The 20986-nt window shown below is 41.3% G+C and carries 18 protein-coding genes; 9 read left to right on the forward strand and 9 right to left on the reverse strand.

Annotation, left to right across the window (positions count from 1 at the left end; translation table 11 throughout):
• Window positions 1–23: 23 nt before the first annotated feature.
• The 7 genes from pdhA to tpiA all read right to left on the reverse strand — a co-directional run bounded on the left by pdhA (window position 24) and on the right by tpiA (window position 7079).
• A complete protein-coding gene (gene pdhA / locus ACOQOA_RS03245) occupies window positions 24–1052 on the reverse strand; it encodes a pyruvate dehydrogenase (acetyl-transferring) E1 component subunit alpha (protein WP_155153115.1) in 1029 nt (342 codons plus the stop codon).
• Between the two features lie 305 nt (window positions 1053–1357).
• Window positions 1358–1672, reverse strand: a complete 315-nt coding sequence (locus ACOQOA_RS03250) for an FtsB family cell division protein (RefSeq protein WP_155153442.1) — start codon at window positions 1670–1672, stop codon at window positions 1358–1360.
• Window positions 1673–1815: 143 nt separating this feature from the next.
• The gene (gene eno / locus ACOQOA_RS03255) at window positions 1816–3084 is read right to left on the reverse strand and encodes a phosphopyruvate hydratase (protein ID WP_420547219.1); all 1269 of its coding nucleotides are present in this window, start codon (window positions 3082–3084) and stop codon (window positions 1816–1818) included.
• Window positions 3085–3129: 45 nt separating this feature from the next.
• A complete protein-coding gene (gene kdsA / locus ACOQOA_RS03260) occupies window positions 3130–3975 on the reverse strand; it encodes a 3-deoxy-8-phosphooctulonate synthase (RefSeq protein WP_420547220.1) in 846 nt (281 codons plus the stop codon).
• Window positions 3976–4047: 72 nt separating this feature from the next.
• Complete coding sequence (locus ACOQOA_RS03265) at window positions 4048–5688, reverse strand: CTP synthase (protein ID WP_420547221.1); 1641 nt, start codon at window positions 5686–5688, stop codon at window positions 4048–4050.
• 169 nt (window positions 5689–5857) lie between these two features.
• Complete coding sequence (gene secG / locus ACOQOA_RS03270) at window positions 5858–6175, reverse strand: preprotein translocase subunit SecG (RefSeq protein ID WP_420547222.1); 318 nt, start codon at window positions 6173–6175, stop codon at window positions 5858–5860.
• A gap of 145 nt (window positions 6176–6320) precedes the next feature.
• Window positions 6321–7079: a triose-phosphate isomerase gene (gene tpiA / locus ACOQOA_RS03275; RefSeq protein ID WP_420547223.1), complete on the reverse strand. Its 759-nt coding sequence runs from the start codon at window positions 7077–7079 to the stop codon at window positions 6321–6323.
• Between the two features lie 287 nt (window positions 7080–7366).
• On the opposite strand from tpiA, the gene ACOQOA_RS03280 reads away from it, so the two are divergent.
• Window positions 7367–9247 (forward strand): SurA N-terminal domain-containing protein, encoded by a 1881-nt coding sequence (locus tag ACOQOA_RS03280; RefSeq protein WP_420547224.1) that lies wholly within the window; start codon window positions 7367–7369, stop codon window positions 9245–9247.
• A gap of 29 nt (window positions 9248–9276) precedes the next feature.
• Window positions 9277–10788, forward strand: a complete 1512-nt coding sequence (gene trpE, locus ACOQOA_RS03285; protein WP_420547225.1) for an anthranilate synthase component I — start codon at window positions 9277–9279, stop codon at window positions 10786–10788.
• Window positions 10789–10808: 20 nt separating this feature from the next.
• On the opposite strand, the gene ACOQOA_RS03290 is transcribed toward trpE, so the two are convergent.
• Entirely contained in the window at window positions 10809–11849 is a 1041-nt protein-coding gene (locus tag ACOQOA_RS03290; RefSeq protein ID WP_420547226.1) for a divergent polysaccharide deacetylase family protein, read from the reverse strand.
• Window positions 11850–12032: 183 nt separating this feature from the next.
• Between ACOQOA_RS03290 and ACOQOA_RS03295 the strand changes: the two genes are divergently transcribed.
• The 6 genes from ACOQOA_RS03295 (at window position 12033) to lexA (ending at window position 17082) form a co-directional block, all read left to right on the forward strand.
• Complete coding sequence (locus tag ACOQOA_RS03295; protein WP_420547227.1) at window positions 12033–12605, forward strand: anthranilate synthase component II; 573 nt, start codon at window positions 12033–12035, stop codon at window positions 12603–12605.
• A 37-nt stretch (window positions 12606–12642) separates the two neighbouring features.
• Window positions 12643–13665 carry an anthranilate phosphoribosyltransferase gene (gene trpD / locus ACOQOA_RS03300; protein WP_420547228.1) on the forward strand — a complete coding sequence of 341 codons (1023 nt, stop codon included), beginning with the start codon at window positions 12643–12645 and terminating at the stop codon, window positions 13663–13665.
• Entirely contained in the window at window positions 13665–14462 is a 798-nt protein-coding gene (gene trpC / locus ACOQOA_RS03305; RefSeq protein WP_420547229.1) for an indole-3-glycerol phosphate synthase TrpC, read from the forward strand. The genes trpD and trpC overlap by 1 nt, the downstream gene beginning before the upstream one ends.
• A gap of 10 nt (window positions 14463–14472) precedes the next feature.
• Complete coding sequence (moaC, locus tag ACOQOA_RS03310; protein ID WP_420547230.1) at window positions 14473–14949, forward strand: cyclic pyranopterin monophosphate synthase MoaC; 477 nt, start codon at window positions 14473–14475, stop codon at window positions 14947–14949.
• 15 nt (window positions 14950–14964) lie between these two features.
• Window positions 14965–16182 carry a gephyrin-like molybdotransferase Glp gene (glp, locus tag ACOQOA_RS03315; RefSeq protein WP_420547231.1) on the forward strand — a complete coding sequence of 406 codons (1218 nt, stop codon included), beginning with the start codon at window positions 14965–14967 and terminating at the stop codon, window positions 16180–16182.
• A gap of 204 nt (window positions 16183–16386) precedes the next feature.
• Entirely contained in the window at window positions 16387–17082 is a 696-nt protein-coding gene (lexA, locus tag ACOQOA_RS03320) for a transcriptional repressor LexA (RefSeq protein WP_420547232.1), read from the forward strand.
• 16 nt (window positions 17083–17098) lie between these two features.
• On the opposite strand, the gene ACOQOA_RS03325 is transcribed toward lexA, so the two are convergent.
• A complete protein-coding gene (locus ACOQOA_RS03325) occupies window positions 17099–19291 on the reverse strand; it encodes a ComEC/Rec2 family competence protein (RefSeq protein WP_420547233.1) in 2193 nt (730 codons plus the stop codon).
• Between the two features lie 165 nt (window positions 19292–19456).
• Here ACOQOA_RS03325 and gltX point away from each other — a divergent pair, with 165 nt between their 5' ends.
• Window positions 19457–20842, forward strand: a complete 1386-nt coding sequence (gltX, locus tag ACOQOA_RS03330; RefSeq protein ID WP_420547234.1) for a glutamate--tRNA ligase — start codon at window positions 19457–19459, stop codon at window positions 20840–20842.
• The last annotated feature ends 144 nt before the right edge of the window (window positions 20843–20986 follow it).

A 20986-nucleotide genomic window follows, 5' to 3' on the forward strand; every position in this document is an offset into this window, starting at 1 on the left:
AATCTAGATCCTTATCTTTGCGCTTAAGCGTCTACCAAAATATCTGTCCATAGCTCGGATGCTTCCGGCTCTGGGCTTGTTTGTGCGAAATCTGCAGAATCGGAAACGATTGCTTTTACTTCTTTATCAATCACCTTCAACTCGTCTTCAGACATATGACCACCTGTAAGGATCATTTCACGCACATGTTCGATAGGATCACTTTGGCTTTTCACCTTAGTCACCTCTTCTTTCGAACGATATTTTGCAGGATCTGACATGGAATGGCCGCGATAACGATATGTATTCATTTCAAGAATGATTGGGCCTTTACCGGCGCGACAATGCGCAACAGCTTTTTGCCCTGCTTCACGTACTTCTTCTACCTTCATACCATCAACGGAAATCCCGGGAATACCATACGCCTTACCACGGTTATGGAGATCAGCACCGCTGGCAGAAGAACGTTCAACCGATGTCCCCATACCGTATTTATTATTTTCAATGATATAAATCACGGGAAGTTTCCATAGAGCTGCCATATTAAAGGCTTCGTAGACCTGACCTTGGTTAACCGCGCCGTCCCCCATATAAGCAAGACATACATTATCTGTCTCGTTATATTTCATGGCGAATGCGATACCTGTTCCTAGTGGAATTTGTGCTCCTACGATACCATGGCCTCCATAGAAGTTCTTTTCTTTGGAGAACATATGCATGGAGCCACCCTTACCTTTTGAATAGCCACCTTCTCGTCCGGTAAGTTCTGCCATCACCCCGCGTGCATCCATACCACATGCAAGCATATGACCGTGATCACGATAACTTGTGATAACAGCGTCATCCGGTGTGATACAGGATTGCATTCCTGTTACCACAGCTTCCTGACCAATATATAAGTGACAAAAACCACCGATTAGGCCCATACCATATAATTGACCGGCTTTTTCTTCAAAGCGGCGAATTAAAAGCATCTCGCGATAATCAGATTTTAGTTGTTCAGGATCTACATTCGCACCTTTCGCAGCAGAACTGCGTGCAGGTTTGCGCTTGGCAGCGGCTTTTTTGACCATGATGTTTTCCCTTTGATGGTTCTGACTATTTTGCATTTTTAACTACAAATTTAGCCTTCTTATTTCTGCTTTAGTGTTAAACCGAAACATGCTTTCATGTCAATGGTCATTAAATTATTGAAAAATAACAATATTATTGATATTAACTATAAAATGGTTAATATCAATTTTTGGATAATTTTATATTCTTATTTAAAAACAATCATATAACGAGAATTGAGAAAGAATTATTAAATTGAAATATAAAAAAAGCTGACAAAAAAATTGCCAGCTCAAAACAAGATAAGCGATATATTAATACATTTCTATCGGTCGATAATAATCACATCATTTGGATTAGCATAGTTTAGGGTATAGCGTGCTTGTTCTTCAAGCATATCGCGATCCAAACTTTTTGGATGTAATAAAGAAACACGATGTTCTAGATCTTCACGTGTTGTTTGCAGCTTCTCTAACTTCAATTCGGTACGAGACACCTCAGCTGCAATACGCATATAGGACATTACACCACGATCACCTTGCACAGAGTGATATACAAAATACCCAATAAGCCCGATACCGACTACCGGAAAGATAATCTGGCGGGAGCGATGTTTGATTTCACGCACTAAAATGGACATTTTTTACCCTGTTCTTAATTGATGACGCTATCATAAGGGTGTTCGTTTTATTTGTGAATCCTAAAACAGGACTTTTTTCCCAAAAAATAAGGGCGTTGCAAATATACAACGCCCTCACCTACTATACTTTATTTACAACTGATTTATTCAGCTGGGCCGCCAGCATATTCAGCTGCATCACCTAGTTCTTCTTCGATGCGAATTAATTGGTTATATTTGGCAATACGATCGGAACGACTAAGAGAACCAGTTTTGATCTGACCACAATTTGTAGCAACAGCAAGATCTGCAATTGTACTATCTTCTGTTTCACCGGAACGATGAGACATAACAGCTGTGTAACCTGCGCGATGTGCCATATCAACGGCTTCCAAGGTCTCAGTCAATGTACCAATCTGGTTCACTTTGATCAGAATAGAATTCGCAACACCTTGTTCAATACCGTCCGCCAAACGTGCTGGGTTTGTTACAAATAGATCATCACCAACCAATTGAACGTCATTACCTAATGTATCTGTAAGGGCTTTCCAACCTTCCCAATCATCTTCGGACATTCCGTCCTCGATAGATACGATTGGGAATGCATCACACAAGCCTTTTAAGTAATCAACATTCTGAGCAGCGTCGAGGACTTTACCCTCACCTTTCAAATTGTATTTACCGTTTTCATAATATTCAGTCGCTGCACAATCTAATGCAAGAACGATATCATCACCAGGCTTATACCCAGCAGCTTCGATAGAGCGTGTGATAAATTCAAGTGCTTCTGTTGCACTACCTAAATTTGGTGCAAAGCCCCCCTCATCGCCAACATTTGTATTATGACCAGCTGCTTTTAAACCAGATTTCAATGCATGGAATGTTTCTGCACCCATACGAATTGCTTCTGCCATGCTACCTGCAGATACAGGCATGATCATGAATTCCTGAATGTCGATTGGGTTATCCGCATGCTCACCACCATTGATGATATTCATCATTGGGATAGGCAATGTTTTCGCAAAAGCTCCACCAACATAACGGTATAATGGCATGCCTGTGGATTCTGCTGCTGCTTTCGCTAGTGCCAAAGATGTACCTAAAATTGCATTGGCGCCTAAACGACTTTTATTCTCTGTGCCATCTAATTCGATTAATTTATAATCAAGCTCAACTTGCTCAGTTGCATCAAAACCGATCAACGCATCAAAGATCTCACCATTCACGTTATCAACAGCGTTTTGAACACCTTTACCAAGATAGCGTTCGCCACCATCGCGAAGTTCATGAGCTTCATGGGCGCCAGTGGACGCGCCACTTGGTACAGCAGCACGGCCCATTGAGCCATCTTCCAATACCACATCAACTTCAACAGTTGGATTACCGCGACTGTCTAAAATTTCACGAGCTTGAATGTCTAGAATTGTAGCCATCGACTAATACCTTTTCTTCGCTTAGGTTTAGGAAAGTGAGTTAACTCAGCCAATATAGACCGGGTTTGATTTCGTAATTGTGTCAAACTGCTTCATAATTGAAAGTAGTTCTTCCATTTGATCTACTGGAACCATATTTGGGCCGTCAGATGGTGCATTATCTGGATCTTGATGCGTTTCCATAAACACAGCAGCAACACCAACAGCCATCGCAGCACGTGCAAGAACTGGTACGAACTGACGTTGTCCGCCAGATGTACCACCTTGACCACCAGGTTGTTGCACAGAATGAGTCGCATCAAATACAACAGGTTGTCCAGTGCGCCCCATTTCAGGTAAACCTCTGAAGTCAGTAACCAATGTGTTATAGCCAAAGCTTGTGCCACGATCACATGCCATGACATTTTCGTTGCCTGACTGGATCACTTTATCAAGGACGTTCTTCATATCCCAAGGTGCAAGAAATTGACCTTTCTTGACATTGATAACCTTACCGGTTTGAGCTGCAGCAATCAGTAAATCTGTCTGGCGACACAGAAATGCGGGTATTTGAATAATATCAATAATATCAGCTACCTCTGCACATTGAGACGCTTCATGCACATCTGTTAGGACTGGCACGCCAAGTTCTTTTTTAATATCAGAAAAAATATTCAACGCCGCATCAAGACCAAGACCGCGCTTGGTATTTAAAGATGTACGGTTTGCTTTATCAAAAGAGCTTTTATAAACAAAACCAATATCAAGCTTATCTGTAATTTCTTTTAATTTACCCGCCATATCGAAAGCATGTTCGCGACTTTCCATTTGGCATGGGCCAGCAAATAAAACAAACGGCAAATCATTACCAATAGTAATATCACCTAGTTTAATATGATGAGGGGCAGTCATGGCTCTATCCTCTTTAAAATAATAAATAAAAAGCGGGCTTTAGACATAAGACCCGCTTTTCGATTTTCAATCCTACACCAGACGAGATTTTTCCATCGCAGCTTGAACAAAGCTGCTAAATAATGGATGTGGCTCAAACGGACGGGATTTAAGTTCAGGATGATACTGAACAGCAACAAACCAAGGGTGATCGGGAATCTCAACGATTTCAGGCAATACACCATCTGGAGATAGGCCAGAGAATTTCATACCTGCCGCTTCCAGACGATCTTTATACGCCACGTTCACTTCATAACGATGACGATGGCGTTCTTCTACGTAAGAGCCACCATAAATTTCGTGTGCTTTTGTTCCTTCAACAAGGGCACATGGATATGCACCAAGACGCATCGTACCACCCATGTCTGAGTTATCAGCACGTGTTTCGACACGGTTCCCCTTTTTCCACTCCGTTAGTAGACCGACGATTGGTTCTTTACAGTCAGAGAATTCAGAGGAACCTGCATCAGTAATACCTGCCAAATTGCGTGCAGCTTCGATCACGGCCATTTGCATGCCAAAACAAATTCCAAAATAAGGCACTTTGTTTTCACGAGCATATTTTACAGCCGCAATCTTACCTTCCGCACCACGCTCTCCAAAACCACCAGGAACAAGAATCGCATCCATATCCCCCAAATGATCAGCAGGGTCTTGATCTTCAAAACGGCCAGATTCAATCCAATTAATATTCACGCGAACATTATTTGCAATGCCACCGTGAATTAAAGATTCATTCAAAGATTTATAAGCATCAAGAAGTTCTACATATTTACCGATAACGGCAATATTCACTTCACCTTCTGGATTACGTACACGATCAACGATGTTATCCCAGCGGCTCAGATCCACATCGTCTTCTTTGCCAGCTTCCAACATGTCAAAATGACGCAGGATTTCTACATCCAAACCTTCTTTATGATATGCATTTGGAACGTCATAAATCGTATCAACGTTTAAGGCAGGAATCACACATTCTTCTTTAACGTTACAGAAAAGCGCAATCTTACGTTTTTCGCCTTTTGGAATCTCTGTATCCGCACGACAAAGAAGGATATCAGGCTGAATACCAACTGAAAGCAATTCTTTCACACTATGCTGTGTGGGTTTTGTCTTCAACTCACCCGCGACAGAAATGTAAGGTAAAAGAGTTACATGCAAATAACAGGTATTAGCGCGCCCCAAATCGTTACGAACCTGACGAATGGCTTCTAGGAAAGGTAGGCTTTCAATATCACCTACAGTGCCGCCTACTTCACAGAGAATAAAATCTTCATCCGTTACATCAGACTGAACAAATTCTTTAATTGCATCAGTGATATGCGGAATAACTTGAACTGTCCCGCCTAAATAGTCACCACGACGTTCTTTCGCGAGAACTTCAGAATAAATACGACCTGTTGTCACGTTGTCAGATTGACGAGAAGAAACACCTGTAAAACGTTCGTAATGTCCCAAATCCAAGTCAGTTTCCGCACCGTCATCGGTTACATAGCACTCGCCATGTTGATATGGGCTCATCGTACCTGGATCGACGTTAATATACGGATCCAGTTTACGAAGACGTACTTTGTAACCGCGCGCCTGAAGAATCGCACCAAGAGCTGCCGAAGCAAGCCCTTTACCAAGAGAAGAAACAACACCGCCAGTGATGAAAATATATTTAGCCGCCATGGAAGAATATCTACCTTGATCCCTTAAAATTACGTTTGCCGATATGAAACATCAAACAGCGTTCATAATCTAGTTTTAAATAGTTAAAACACAGAAAAACTTAACAAAGTTATTCTGCATCAATCTCAAAAAAGGCGGCTGTTTTGTAACGCCGCCTTTATGATAACTCTTATTGTGAGTCTGGAACCTGTGGGGTTGTAATTTCTTCAACCGCCTCGGTCGCAGCCGGAACAACATCCAACACTGAGGATGGCTCACGAGTTTGGTTCGCCAAGATTGCAAGTCCAATACTGCTGATAAAAAACGCTGCAGCTAGAATTGCCGTTGTACGTGTCAAAAGATTCGCTGCGCCGCGTGCGGACATCATACCGCCGCCTGCACCGCCACCACCAATACCAAGAGCACCGCCCTCACTACGTTGAGCGAGAACAACAGCTACCAAAGCAATAGCAATCAATAAATGAATTACCAGCAAAACCGTTTCCATGGAATCGCATCCTGTCTTAATCTAAATTTCAGATGAACCGATGTAGATAGCGCAAAAGAAAATAAGGCGCCTAACGACGGTCCGTATGTTTCTACAGGTAGTTATCTTATATTACCAGCAGAAAATGATTGTTTTGTATAAAACTTTATGAATCAGATGCTGCCTTGGCGATCGCAAGGAAAGAATCAGCATTTAATGCAGCGCCGCCAATCAGACCGCCGTCAATATCTGGCTGAGCTAAAAGGTCTGCAGCATTTTCAGGCTTCATCGAACCACCATAAAGAATGCGCATACCTTCCGTTACTTCGTAAGAATGGCTGGTTTTTAAATATGTCCGTATATGGTCGTGGACATCTTGTGCATCTTCTGGGGTGGCTGTTAGGCCTGTACCAATTGCCCAAACTGGCTCATATGCAATAATGGTATTATCAGCTGTCGCATCATTGGGAACAGATGCATCTAACTGCGTTGAAATCGTAGCCATCGTTAAGCCCTGATCACGTTGCTCTTGTGTTTCACCAACACAAATGATCGCAACAAGGCCTGCTGCATAAGCCGCTTCAGCTTTTGCTTTTACGATATTATCAGTTTCACCATGATCAGCACGACGTTCGGAATGCCCAAGAATTACATGACTGCAATTGGCATCCACAAGCATAGAAACTGCTACATCCCCAGTATGCGCACCACCTGGCTCAAAATGACAATCCTGGGCACCAAGCTTTATATCATTCTCTAAAACTTCAGAAACTGGATGTAACAGCGGAAAAGATGGGCAAACAATAATCTCACAGCTCAGATTGGAAGAACCATCGACGACACTACGCGCCAACTCAATGCCCTCTTCTTTCAAACCGTTCATTTTCCAGTTCCCAGCCACAACTGGTTTACGCTTAAAAGTCATAAATAACCTCTTAATGATTAGATGTTCGCCTCACGAATCACATAGTAGCAATTGCATAACATGTGCTTTAGCTTTCGCCAAGTCATGTCCAATATCATCTTTTCAGAGCAGTAATTTAGTAAATTAGGTGTGATTCTGACCTGCAATAGGGAATTGGCTATTGCCCGCCCTGCTTTCCCCTTTTAATATGCGCTCCTCTTTTATTTAGAGTGAACTATAAATATATAGAATTACTCTCTGTAATAGTTATTCTTTTTGGTTTTACATATTCGAATATAGGAATTTCAATGTTAAAGCAGCTTCGTGACAAGGGCGGCTCAATTGTCGTCAAAGTTTTGATGGGCCTTTTGGTACTCAGTTTCGCAGCATGGGGAATAGGTGACATTTTCTCTCCAAACTCTGCTGGGCAATCTGTTGCAAATGCAGGTAAGACCGAAGTTACACAGCAAGAATTCCTTGTTCAGCTCCGTCAGCAGGAAGCAAGCCTTCGTGCACGTGGGTTTAGCCAAGAAATGCTGGGCAATATTAATCTTCCTGCCGTTGTCGTCGATCAATTGGTGACGCGCGCTACTTACGAAGAAGAAGCACGTCAGATGAATTTGGTTCCAACAGCGGAAGTTATTGGTCGTACAATTCGTGATACTCCTGATTTCCAAGATGCCGCAGGTAATTTTGATCGTAACCGTTACGAATTTTCTTTGGCAAATCAAGGTTATAACCCTGCTTACTTTGAAAATCTTGTTTCCAAAGATGTCGTTGCAAATATGTTGCTTGATTCTGTGAGCGCAGGTGTTGCCACGTCTGACATTGCAACAAAAGCCCTATATAAATTCCAAAAAGAAACACGCGATATTTCCTATATCTCAATCGCGATTGATGAAAATGAAGCAATCTCTGAACCATCCGTAGATGCTTTAAATAGCTATTATGAGACTAACAAAGAACGTTTTCGTGCGCCTGATTATCGTAAAGTCAGTTACATTGCAATTGACCCTGATATGATTGCGGCGGATATTCAAATTTCAGACGCTGCTATACTTGAAAGCTATGAGCAACGCCTAGATCAATTCACCGATGCAGAGCAACGTACAATTCAGCTCATGTTGCTAAGTGATGAAGCAGCGGCCTTAGCTGCAAAAGAATCAATAGAAGCAGGAAAATCCTTTGCTGAAGTAGCTATTGAAGCTGCAAATCAAGGCGAAGACGAAATCAACCTTGGCACAATGACCCGTGCAGAAGTGCCTGATGAAAATTTGGGAAATGTCGCATTTGATCTTGCATTAGGTGCAGTTTCAGCCCCGGTTGAAAGCCCATTTGGATGGCATTTGGTTACTGTAACAGAGATTAAAGATGCAACAGCCACACCTCTAGCGGATGTAGAAACCGACATTCGTAATGATCTTGCACGTGAACAAGCTGTGAACGAAGCTTATGAGCTATCTAATCAATTAGATGATGCGATTGGCGGTGGGGCGACGTTGGAAGAAGCAGCTGACCAAGCAGGTCTTACTTTAGTTACTATAGAAGGTATTGATGAATCCGGTAAAGACATGTCTGGTAACTTCCTGACTGATCTTCCTAATCCTGCATCTTTTATCAGATTTACATTTGATACAGAAGAAGGCCTTGATAGCTTGTTACAAGATGATGGAAATGATGGTTTCTTTATCTTGCGTGTTGATGGATTAACTCCGACTCGCATCAAGACATTAGACGAAGTTAAAGATGAAGCCATCGCTCTTTGGATTGCTGAGCAACGTCGATTGAAAGCTCAAGAAAAAGCTGATGCTGTTCTTGCACAACTTAATGAAGGCGCAAAACTTAACAGTATTTCAAATGATGTTAAATTTGCTACTGACGTAGCACGCCCTGCAGCCTCCACACGTCATGATGAATTGCCAGCGTCCCTTATCCAGACATTGTTTGGCGAAGCAGTTGGCTCCGCTGCAACAGGTCTTGCAGGAAACGCATATTACGTTGGTCAATTAGATCAAATCAATGTGCCGACCTTCTCTGCGGATAGTGCAACAATCAAAGAGATTGATGAGGCAACATTAGCAGGTATGACAACAGACCTTATCCAACAATACAGCTCAGCTCTTCGTGAACGTCATTCCGTGACCGTTAATCAAGGCCTAGTGAATAATTTAACTAACCTTCAATACTGATAAATATAAGATATACAGGAATACGACCAATGGACTCCTATCCTTCCTTTAACGAGTTTGAGGCAAAATATAATGCTGGTCAGCCTCAACTGGTATGGACAACACTTGTTGCGGATTTGGAAACACCAGTTTCTGCTTTTTTAAAACTAGCAGAAAGCCGCCCGAACAGTTTCCTCCTTGAATCTGTTGAAGGTGGTGCGATTCGTGGCCGCTATTCCTTTATCGGTATGAAACCTGATATCATCTGGCGTTGTTTTGGAAACAAAGCAGAAATCAATCGTAAAGCCCGGATCGATGCTCATAGTTTCCTCCCTGAAGAAAAACCAACATTAGAATCATTAGATTCTCTTGCAGAAGAGTCTCGTATTGAATTACCGGAAAACCTTCCACCGATGGCAGCTGGTCTGGTAGGTTACATGTCATATGATTCTGTTCGCTTGGTTGAAAAGCTACCCGATGTAAATCCTGATAGTATGAATACCCCGGATGGTATTTTTGTACGTCCAACCGTAATGGCAGTTTTCGATAGCATTGAAGATATGGTGACAGTTGTTACCCCCGTGCGGCCGGAAGATGGTATTTCTGCGAATGCTGCCTATGAGCTAGCACATGAGCGTCTAGAAGAAATTCGCGGTGATTTCACACGTGCTATCCCTCATGGTAACTATGCAATCAGTAAAGATATGGATTTACCTGAAGCTGCTTCTAATACTAGTCGTGAAGAATTCTTTGATATGGTTGCCAAGGCCAAAGAGTATATTTTGGCTGGCGATATTTTTCAGGTAGTTTTAAGCCAACGTTTTGAAACACCGTTTGAATTGCCGCCTTTCGCTTTATATCGCGCTTTGCGTCGCACAAATCCATCCCCTTTCCTTTTCTATTTAAATTTCAAAGATTTCTCCATTGTTGGGTCGAGCCCTGAAATTTTGGTACGTGTAAGGGATGACAAAGTAACTATTCGCCCAATTGCTGGTACACGTCCGCGCGGTGCGACACCTGCTGAAGACAAAGCATTAGCAGCAGATTTATTAGCTGATGAAAAAGAATGTGCTGAACATTTGATGTTATTGGATTTGGGTCGTAACGATGTAGGGCGTGTTTCAAAGATTGGCTCAGTAAACGTAACAGATAAATTCTTTATCGAAAATTACAGTCACGTCATGCATATCGTCTCCAATGTTGAAGGTGAAATTCGTGACGATATGGATGCCTTGGAAGCCTTAATGGCAGGCTTTCCTGCAGGAACCGTCTCTGGTGCCCCAAAAGTTCGAGCAATGGAAATCATTGATGAACTAGAAAAAGAAAAACGTGGTATTTACGCAGGTTGCATTGGTTATTTTGGTGCAGATGGGGATATGGACACTTGTATCGCCCTTCGCACGGCCGTTGTAAAAGATGGAAAGATGTTTGTTCAAGCAGGTGCAGGTATTGTTGCTGATTCTGATCCGGAATCAGAATATATGGAATGTCATCACAAATCTAAGGCACTGGTACGTGCAGCCCAAGAAGCAGTTCGTTTTGCTTCTAATAGCAGTAATTAAGATTCGAATTATTAATTAATTTAATCTTGAACGGCTACAACATCTTTAGATGGGTAGCCGTTTCTTATTTTAAGAATTACACTTGCAGGTACCATGATAAAACCACGTGCCTCCAAGTCCTGAGCCCATTCACTCAACACTTTAATGGTTTCTTTATGAGGGTGCCCGATAGCCAATACGGTTCCTTTTTCTTGCGCCAGAGTTTCAACCTTAGTTAGCTGCTTCCATATGGCTTCTTCCGTTCTGACATGATCGAGAAAGATATCGCGGGTTGTTGTTGGAACACCAATGGCTTGAGCAATCTTATATCCTACAGTATCTCCAGAAGTTACGGAGTCAATGAATGATAATCCCCGCAATTTCATCTCATTTAAAACAATCCCCATACCCTCTGCATTTGCGGTGAATTTACTCCCCATATGATTGTTTACACCCATATACCCTTCAAATTGCTCAAGATTCCAAAGCATTCTATCCACCAGTTCGATACCATCAAGGCTGGTCATTAGCGCATTATCACCTGGGTTTACATCAGGATTTTTAGGTTCCATTGGTAAATGCAGCATAATTTCATGGCCAATCGCACGGGCATTAGCAACATGTTCATCTAGATTGCGGCCATAAGGAATAAAGGACATGGTCATTGGTGCAGGCATTTGGATTGCTTTCCTCGTCCATGACTGGGCCACGCCAACATCATCAATAACAATTGCTATGGCTGGACGACCATCAATCTTATGCATGTCAAAAGGTAAGGCATTAATTTCCCATGCTTTTTGTTCCGGCTCTTCGACAGGTTCTGGCAAAATAACTTCATCGGGCAATATTGCTATTTCCAAATCGTGATCAATCTCCGGAATATTACTTGGTAAAACATCTTCATAGGTGGAGATAGGCTCTTCGAGGATATCTTCGCTTACCTTTGATTGTTCTTTAGTCGGTATCTGTGCCTGTTCGCTTCCATTCTCATTATCATTAACCAATAATTCACCAAGGAGTAAGCCGCTGGCTGCACCGAGTATGAGTATTACGAGAATGATAGAAAACATTCGTAGCTTCATGATGAAATTTTAAACCTTAAAGATAGAAACAAGATCAATACAAAATTACGCGATTCTAAAACCATTTCGCAAATTATATAGAAAAAAAGCTCACTTGTGTGGATGTCAGCTTGTTTGGTCGATGAAGACTGCTATAAATTCCTTTAAGAAATATGAGTTTGACTATTCTTACAGGGTAAAATCATGCTTTTGATGATCGATAATTACGATAGCTTTACGTATAACTTGGTTCATTATCTGGGCGATTTAGGTGCAGAAACAGTAGTTCATCGTAATGATGCCCTTACCGTTGATGAGGCTATGGCTCTTCAGCCTGATGGAATTGTCATTTCTCCTGGTCCCTGTGATCCAGAACGTGCAGGTATCTGTTTGGATTTGATCAAGGCAGCTGCAGGTAAAATCCCTTTAATGGGAGTTTGTCTTGGGCTCCAATCAATAGGTCAGGCTTTCGGGGGTAAGATCATCCGTTTATCACCTCCAATGCATGGTAAAGTTTCAACGGTTTTGCATGATAATAAAGGTGTATTTAAAGGCGTGAATAGTAGTGTTCCATGTACACGCTATCATAGTTTGGTGGTGGAAAAAGAAACCCTGCCCGATTGTCTGGAAATTACGGCAGAGACTGAAGATGGAGTTATTATGGGGCTTCAACATCGTGATTACGAGTTGCATGGCGTTCAATTTCATCCGGAAAGCATTGCCTCTGAAGGTGGGCATACAATTTTGCAAAACTTCATTAACATTACGAAACAATAAAAATCGTTATATAGTAATAGAGAGATCGGATCAGAAAATGGATATGCCTGATTTCAAACATTTTGTGAAAAAGATTGCGAACAATGAGACCCTTAATGTTGATGAGGCTGCCCAAGCTTTTGATATTATGATGTCTGGTGATGCGACACCTTCACAAATGGGCGCTTTTCTCATGGGTTTAAAGCTTCGCGGTGAAACGCAAGATGAAATCACAGGCGCAGTAAAAACCATGCGTGCGAAGGCTCATATTGTGTCAGCTCCTGACGGTGCAATTGACATTGTAGGCACTGGTGGTGATATGGCTCACACCCTTAATATCTCAACCGCTACGGCCATTGTGGTAGCTGGTTCTGGTGTGACCGTCGCAAAACATGGTAATCGTGCCTCTTCATCAAAATCCGGCACAGCTGATGCTTTGGCTTGCCTTGGCTTGGACTTAGATACAGATTTTGAGAATGTTGAAAAAGCAATGCGCGAAGCCAATATTGGTTTCTTGATGGCACAACGTCATCATGGAGCAATGCGTAACGTGGGACCAACCCGCATTGAAATGGGCGTGCCCACAATCTTTAATTTACTTGGCCCATTATCAAACCCAGCTCTTGTAAAACGCTATATGATTGGTACTTATCGCGCTGATACTATTGATCTAATGGCGCAAACGCTTGGTGATTTAGGGGCAGAACATGCATGGGTTGTTCATGGTGCGGATGGCTTGGATGAATTAAGCACAACTGGAACATCCCAGATTTGTGAATACAAAGATGGTAGATTAAACAGGTTTGAAATGCATCCTTCTGATGTTGGTTTGAATGAAGTTACACTTGAAGACCTACGTGGTGGGACGCCTGAGGAAAATGCCGCTGCGATCACCCGATTGTTAGATGGTGAAAATGGTGCATATCGCGACGTTGTTCTATATAACGCGGCAGCATCTTTGGTTGTTGCTGGTAAGGCAGATGACATGAAAAACGGTATCTCAATTGCCTCTGCCTCCATTGACAATGGTCAGGCAAAAGCTGCTTTAGCAAAACTCGTAGAAATCGCAGGATTAAAATAATGAGCGACGTACTCGCAAATATTTGTGTAGAAAAACAAAAACATATAACATCTTGTAAAAGTAAAATCTCAGAAAATGAGATGATGCAATTGTCAAAAACTGCCTTACCTGTGCGTGGCTTTTACAATGCATTAAAAGCAAAAGCAGATAGTGATGAATATGGATTGATAGCCGAGATTAAGAAAGCGTCCCCATCCAAAGGGTTGATCCGTGAAGATTTTCATCCAGCTGAACTCGCTCAAGCGTATGAAGCAGGCGGTGCGACTTGTTTATCTATCTTAACTGATCAACCATACTTCCAAGGTCACGAAGATTTTTTGAAATCTGCACGCGAGGCATGTCAACTCCCCGTTCTTCGCAAAGACTTTATGTTGGATCCTTATCAAATATATGAAGCCCGCGCGATCAACGCTGATTGTATATTGCTGATTATGGCCTGCTTATCTGATAGTCAAGCATTGGAGCTAGAAACAGTTGCACATGACCTAAATATGGATGTGTTAATTGAAGTTCATAATGCTGAGGAATTGGAACGTGCGATGAAGTTAAAGTCCCCATTAATGGGCGTAAACAATCGCAATTTGAAAACTCTGGATATTGATTTAGCAACAACCGAAGAATTGGCTTCCACCGTATTGGATGATGGCCGTCTTTTAGTCGCTGAAAGTGGCCTCTATTCACATGATGATCTTTTACGCATGTCGAAAATTGGCGCAAGCTGTTTCTTAGTTGGTGAATCTTTAATGCGAAAAGAAGATGTTACATCAGCAACTAAAGCCTTACTTGGTGCGGCTTAAAGGAAGTTATATGTCAAATTTAACGCATATTGATCAAGATGGTAATGCTGTAATGGTGGATGTTTCACCAAAAGAGGTTACAGAACGTATTGCAACTGCACGTGGTCAGGTCTCGATGTCACCAGAAACATTAAACTTAATTAAGGTCGGTGATGTAAAAAAAGGAGACCCTTTAACAGTTGCCCAACTTGCCGGCATCATGGGGGCAAAGAAAACACCGGATCTTATTCCTTTATGCCATCCCCTCGCCCTAACATCTGTAAAAGTCACGTTGGAGCTTAATGAGCAAGATTATGCTGTTGATATTGAGGCAACTTGTAAGCTTAAAGGGCGCACAGGTGTTGAGATGGAAGCCTTAACAGCAGTTTCTGTAGCTGCTTTAACTGTATATGACATGTTGAAAGCCGCTGAAAAATCAATGCAAATTACTAATATTCGTCTCGTTCACAAGGCGGGCGGTAAGTCGGGCGATTATACGGCTCAATAGTTATCGGATATATTCATGCTCTCAGTAAAAGACGCTCAATCTAATATTCTTAACAATATTGAAACCATGCCCGCGGAGCAAATTCCGTTAACAGAAGCCGTTGGTCGTGTTCTAGCAGAAGATTTGAGCGCACGTCGCACCCAGCCACCCATGGATGTTTCTGCGATGGATGGATACGCTGTTAAACATACTGATATTCAATCTGTACCGACAACCCTTTCTGTTGCTGGCGAAGCGCCAGCAGGTGGCTCTTACAATGCTGAAGTAAAATCCGGTGAAGCTATACGTATCTTTACAGGCGGGCCCGTCCCCAAAGGTGCTGATTGTATCGTAATACAAGAGAATACTGAACGTGAGGGTGAGCAAGTAACTATCCTTCAATCAGAACCGGAAGGACGTTTTATTCGCCCAGCCGGCCTCGACTTTGCTGAAGGTGATATACTATTGCAAAAAGGGCGTTTGTTAACCGCCCGTGATGTGGCCCTTGCTGCTGCTATGAATCGACCATGGATCATGGTCCATAAGAAACCCACTGTTGCTATTCTTGCCACAGGTGATGAAGTGGTAATGCCAGGTGACCCTGTCGGCCCTAATCAGGTTGTAAGCTCAAATAGTTTGGGTTTAGCTGCTGCAATCAAAACCCTTGGCGGGAAACCAATCTTGCTGGGCGTTGCAAAGGACACCCCTGAAAGTTTGAAAAATATGGCAGCAGGTGCAGCTTCAGCTGATTTGTTAATAACGACAGGTGGTGCATCCGTTGGAGATCACGATCTTATTCGATCCGTTTTAGGTAAAAATGGCCTAGATATTAATTTTTATAAAATTGCTATGCGCCCAGGAAAACCACTAATTTTTGGTCAGCTAAATGGCACGCCAATGTTGGGTTTACCAGGAAATCCCGTATCAACACTTGTTTGTTCAGTGATGTTTGTTGCCCCTGCTCTTGCAAAAATGCTTGGACTACATGCGGAAATCTTTCATTCAAAGAAAATAGCGAAAATTGGTTGTGATCTTGATGAAAATGATCAACGTGAAGATTACCTTCGTTCAGTCGTTGATGTTGGAGACAATGGTGAATTAATTGCAACACCATATTCAAAGCAAGATAGTGCCATGCTTGCAAAATTAGCCAAAGCCCAAGCACTAGTTATTCGCCCACCTTTCGCAAAGGCGATAAAAAAAGGTGATATGGTTGAAGTGTTAGAGTTACCAAATAGCTTACTTTCTCTATAGAAGAGATTGATATTAAAATACAACTTTTCATTACGAAACCAAAATATCAACAAGCGCTTGACAGTATATGCGAACACAAGTAGAACAGTATTAGTTTACAGTTTGTTCTACATAACTACCTATTCTTTACATTTAAATTGATTACCATTTCAATTCATTAAAAGAACAAAATCGTAAAGAATTTGGTAGTCAGGAGAAAATAAAATGCTGACGCGCAAACAATATGATTTATTGCTATTCATTCATGAACGACTTCAGGATTCTGGTGTGTCCCCATCTTTTGATGAAATGAAAGATGCACTTGAACTAAAATCTAAATCCGGTATTCATCGTTTGATTACAGGTTTGGAAGAACGTGGTTTTCTACGCCGTCTTCCCCACCGTGCTCGCGCTCTGGAAGTTATTAAACTCCCTGAAAACACCTCTCCTGAAGAGCTACCTGTCCGTAACCGTCGTGTGGAAAGTATTCGCCGTCAAGAATTAGGGACACGTAAGTCCATGTTGCGCGGCAGCGGTAACTCCGTTCAGTTACAATTATATGGACGTATTGCTGCAGGCACACCTATTGAAGCCTTACGCGATCAATCTATGCTTGTTGAAGTACCTGTGACCTTGCTTGGTAAGGGTGATCATTATGCGCTGGAAGTTGATGGTGATTCAATGATTGAGGCAGGTATCCTTGATGGTGATACAGTTATCATTGAACGCACAGAAACAGCTGTAAATGGCGATATTGTTGTTGCTCTTGTCGAGCATGAAGAGGTGACATTAAAGCGTTTCATCAAAAATGCAGGTCAAATTGAATTGGAACCTGCCAACGCTAAATATCGCACACAGATTTACGGACCGGACCAGGTTGATGTTCAGGGTCGGCTTGTTGGTTTGCTACGTAAATATTAAGATTTTTAAGGGAGCTTCAACTGCTCCCTTTTTTATTTCTGACTAGCTGCCACGGGTAGTTAGATCTATCTTCAAGAACACTTTGAATATCAAGTTCTCCATTAACAGACGAAATCTTATACCCGCCGTTTCTAATTATATCTCCGCGATCAATAACTATGACATCTTTATCGTCGCAATTGATAAAACCAACAGGATAAATCACGATACTATTTGGAATGTCACAAGCTTCTAATGCGTTCGATTTTGATATTGTATAGAAGACTAAATGATCATCTAAGAATAATCGACAGCCATTCTTTGTGCATATATCTTCATTAAAACCAATAAGTATATACTCAATTTTCTTACCTAATGCAGATAGAGGTTGAAATTCATCAATAGCCCACCGGTCCTTCCATTGATCTTTGATGAACTGATGTCGGTTGGAAGTTGTTATATAGGCATCTGATCCATTTAAATAAACTCCGAATAATTGCTCCTGAGACGAAATAAGTATTTCTTTGTCGATAGGTAAATACAGAATCAAGGATGAAAATATGGCGAAAGGTATTGCCAGGAAACGGATTATACTTTTCCATAAACATAACCAAAGGCATGATACTATAATAATAGTTAAAATTGCGGGATTATAGCGGCTGATATGAATAACAGCGCCTTCAAGCTGAGAAACCCATATTGCTATTTCCAAAATAATAGATAGACCAAAGTCCATTCCATATAGCCCGACAGCCTCCAAACCAAATGGCATAAGAATAAATGCCATTAACGCGGAGGGCATTACAATCATCCCCATTAATGGAACTGCAATCAAATTACTTAAAATACCGTAACTCGCCAATTGTCCAAAATGATAGGTAGATAAAGGTGCCGTTGCCAATGTCGCTATGATGGTTGTTATACATAGAAACAGAAAATACCCCATCATTCTTTTAAAATAATTTTGTTGAAGATAAGTATATAAGTCTTTCATATAACTCACTTCATAAACTGAAACCAACCCGATAACCGCAGCAAATGACAATTGGAAACTAGCCGTTAATATTGCTTCTGGATGTATAAGCAGAACAATCAAGGCCGCAAATGAAACAAGACGTAATGAGATAACATTACGATCTAAAACAACTCCAAGAAAAGCCACACTTAACATTAGGAATGCACGCTGACTTGGAATAGTTAAACCCGATAAAAGCATATATCCAAAACACACAAAAATTGCACATATAGCCGCATATTTTTTTGTATTAAAATTCAATACTATTAATGGAATACAAGACCATAACAGTCGCAATCCGCCAAAAACCAAAACAGCTATCAAGCCAAGATGTAATCCTGAGATCGCTAATAAGTGAGCTAATCCAGCATCACGTATAACATCATATGTATGGGAAGTTATCTGGCTACGTTCACCTGTGACTAAAGCCGCCCTTACCCCTGGTAAATTACTATTCTGAAACTGACTCGGTTTTAAAAATTGTTGAGTAACATAATATCTAAAACCAGTTAACTTAGAAGTGAAAACATCCCATAAACCTTGGTTTCTTTGATGTTCTAACAAGGTAATTTTGCTAGTGCTATAACCTATACCACCAATACCTTTGAACCACATGGCTCTAGCAAAATCATAACTACCAGGCGTCGAAGGATTAGGTGGCGGCCGTAAGCTCACTTTCAGGGAGATCCTATCCCCAATCTGTAAATCATTCTCCATATGGGAGGAAGGAATAGAAACTCTTATTTTATGTGGTGTTTGATTGGATATAAATTCTTCACTAACAATATCTGCTATAATTAAACGATACTTATTCTCATACAATTCGATGTTTTGTATATTTCCTTGAATACTCACATGTTTAATTTGCTTTTGAACAACAGGTGCAGCGACCATATAACTACGAAACTCAGTCAATAAAAAACCGATTATTATCAATAATATACTAGATAACCCTAATCTTAAAAGAGAATGCGATTTTTTATAAGTTAAATAAATAAGTAGGATCACAGGAAAAATAACCAAAATACTTTTCCAACCTAAATCACCGGATAAATTCGCGTTAAAATAAAGTAAGATACCAATCCCAAGAAAAACTGGACGCCAAAGACTAACTCGGTTTATTTCAATAGTAATGACGTTAGATACATGTTCATGCAGCGATGAAAACATCCTAAAGTCGAGTATATCTGTAATATACTTATTTGCCTGCAACAATTATCTTCCCCCGTTTAGTTAACTTTACACTACATCAAGAGAAATAATGAAGGAAGACCTAGAGATTATAGAATTCCCCTTTTGCATTTTACTAGATAAATATGCTAAACCCCGCTCTAGAAATTATTTTAATCATTTAAATCCTTCTTCTTTCAGGAAAACATTATGTCTGTAGTCACACGTTTTGCCCCTTCCCCAACCGGTTTTCTTCATATCGGCGGCGCCCGTACAGCCTTGTTTAACTGGCTTTTCGCACGTCACCATGGCGGCAAATACCTTCTACGAATTGAGGATACAGATAAAAAACGCTCAACAGATGAGGCAATTGACGCCATCCTTGATGGCTTAGATTGGCTAGGGTTAGGTGCAGATGATAAGCCAGTTTTTCAAACTCAAAATGCTGATCGCCACGTAGAAGTAGCAAAGCGACTATTGGCGGAAGGTAAAGCATATAACTGTTATTGCTCTCCTGAAGAATTAGCGGAAATGCGTGAAAAAGCCAAAGAAGAAGGTCGTCCTGTAGGATATGATGGTCGATGGCGTGATCGTGCCGCTTCTGAAGCGCCTGAAGGCGTGGATCCAGTCGTGCGTATAAAAATGCCGCGTGAAGGCGAAACAACAATAACAGATGCCGTTCAAGGCTCCGTTATCATAAAAAATGAACAACTAGATGACTTCGTCCTTTTACGTGCAGATGGTACGCCAACTTATATGTTATCCGTGGTTGTAGATGATCATGATATGGGTGTAACTCATATTATTCGAGGTGATGACCATCTCACCAACGCTTTCCGTCAATATCAGTTATATCAAGCTATGGGCTGGGATGTACCGACATTTGGGCATATCCCCCTTATTCACGGTCCAGATGGTGCAAAACTGTCTAAACGCCATGGAGCTTTAGGCGTAGAAGCATATCGCGATGAAATGGGGTATCTACCTGAAGCCCTTAATAATTACCTTCTTCGTCTTGGCTGGAGCCATGGAGATGAAGAAATCATTCCCCAAGACAAAGCAATCGAATGGTTTGATCTTGATGCGGTTGGTAAAGGTGCTTCACGTTTTGACTTTGCCAAGCTAGAAAATCTCAACGGTCATTATATTCGTGAAGCGAGCGAAGAACGTTTGTTAGAACTGATCCTTCCTCATCTCGGAGAAATATCTAATGAAGCAAAAGATTGGATTTTAAATGGAATGGAAGGCCTGAAATCCCGTGCAAAAAACATTTTGGAACTTGCAGATTCAGCCAAGTTTTATGCAACACGCCCTACATTCCCATTAGAAAACCCAAAGGCAGCTAAACTTATTAAAGAAGAAACTCCGGCACTTATGTCCGAAGTTTCTAATTTGCTTGAAGGCCTAGAAAACTGGACCGTTGAAAGTCTCGAAGACGCTTTAAAAGCATTTTCGGAAACTAAAGAATTAGGACTCGGAAAAGTAATGCAACCCATCCGTGCAATTCTTACAGGTTCTAATTCTTCGCCAAGTATGTTTGAAGTAATGTATGTATTTGGCAAAAAAGAGACCATTGAACGTCTAAGAAGCCTATAAGCTGAAACCTGCAGAAATCCTGACATTTTGAATTGATTAAGAAATATTTAATCAATTTCATAGCCTTGGCCCATTGTGCAGCGCAAAATTTTATTATATAAAATATGCAACTAACGACATTGCAAACTTTAAATGCGACCATCC

The sequence above is a fragment of the Curvivirga sp. genome, from assembly GCF_965219885.1.
GTDB lineage: Bacteria > Pseudomonadota > Alphaproteobacteria > UBA8366 > Aestuariispiraceae > Curvivirga.

What these genes read in the sequence shown, in the direction of transcription:
- pdhA (WP_155153115.1), bottom strand. Translation starts at nt 1,052, where the DNA reads ATGGTCAAAAAAGCCGCTGCCAAGCGCAAACCTGCACGCAGTTCTGCT.
- ACOQOA_RS03250 (WP_155153442.1), bottom strand. Translation starts at nt 1,672, where the DNA reads ATGTCCATTTTAGTGCGTGAAATCAAACATCGCTCCCGCCAGATTATC.
- eno (WP_420547219.1), bottom strand. Translation starts at nt 3,084, where the DNA reads ATGGCTACAATTCTAGACATTCAAGCTCGTGAAATTTTAGACAGTCGC.
- kdsA (WP_420547220.1), bottom strand. Translation starts at nt 3,975, where the DNA reads ATGACTGCCCCTCATCATATTAAACTAGGTGATATTACTATTGGTAAT.
- ACOQOA_RS03265 (WP_420547221.1), bottom strand. Translation starts at nt 5,688, where the DNA reads ATGGCGGCTAAATATATTTTCATCACTGGCGGTGTTGTTTCTTCTCTT.
- secG (WP_420547222.1), bottom strand. Translation starts at nt 6,175, where the DNA reads ATGGAAACGGTTTTGCTGGTAATTCATTTATTGATTGCTATTGCTTTG.
- tpiA (WP_420547223.1), bottom strand. Translation starts at nt 7,079, where the DNA reads ATGACTTTTAAGCGTAAACCAGTTGTGGCTGGGAACTGGAAAATGAAC.
- ACOQOA_RS03280 (WP_420547224.1), top strand. Translation starts at nt 7,367, where the DNA reads ATGTTAAAGCAGCTTCGTGACAAGGGCGGCTCAATTGTCGTCAAAGTT.
- trpE (WP_420547225.1), top strand. Translation starts at nt 9,277, where the DNA reads ATGGACTCCTATCCTTCCTTTAACGAGTTTGAGGCAAAATATAATGCT.
- ACOQOA_RS03290 (WP_420547226.1), bottom strand. Translation starts at nt 11,849, where the DNA reads ATGAAGCTACGAATGTTTTCTATCATTCTCGTAATACTCATACTCGGT.
- ACOQOA_RS03295 (WP_420547227.1), top strand. Translation starts at nt 12,033, where the DNA reads ATGCTTTTGATGATCGATAATTACGATAGCTTTACGTATAACTTGGTT.
- trpD (WP_420547228.1), top strand. Translation starts at nt 12,643, where the DNA reads ATGGATATGCCTGATTTCAAACATTTTGTGAAAAAGATTGCGAACAAT.
- trpC (WP_420547229.1), top strand. Translation starts at nt 13,665, where the DNA reads ATGAGCGACGTACTCGCAAATATTTGTGTAGAAAAACAAAAACATATA.
- moaC (WP_420547230.1), top strand. Translation starts at nt 14,473, where the DNA reads ATGTCAAATTTAACGCATATTGATCAAGATGGTAATGCTGTAATGGTG.
- glp (WP_420547231.1), top strand. Translation starts at nt 14,965, where the DNA reads ATGCTCTCAGTAAAAGACGCTCAATCTAATATTCTTAACAATATTGAA.
- lexA (WP_420547232.1), top strand. Translation starts at nt 16,387, where the DNA reads ATGCTGACGCGCAAACAATATGATTTATTGCTATTCATTCATGAACGA.
- gltX (WP_420547234.1), top strand. Translation starts at nt 19,457, where the DNA reads ATGTCTGTAGTCACACGTTTTGCCCCTTCCCCAACCGGTTTTCTTCAT.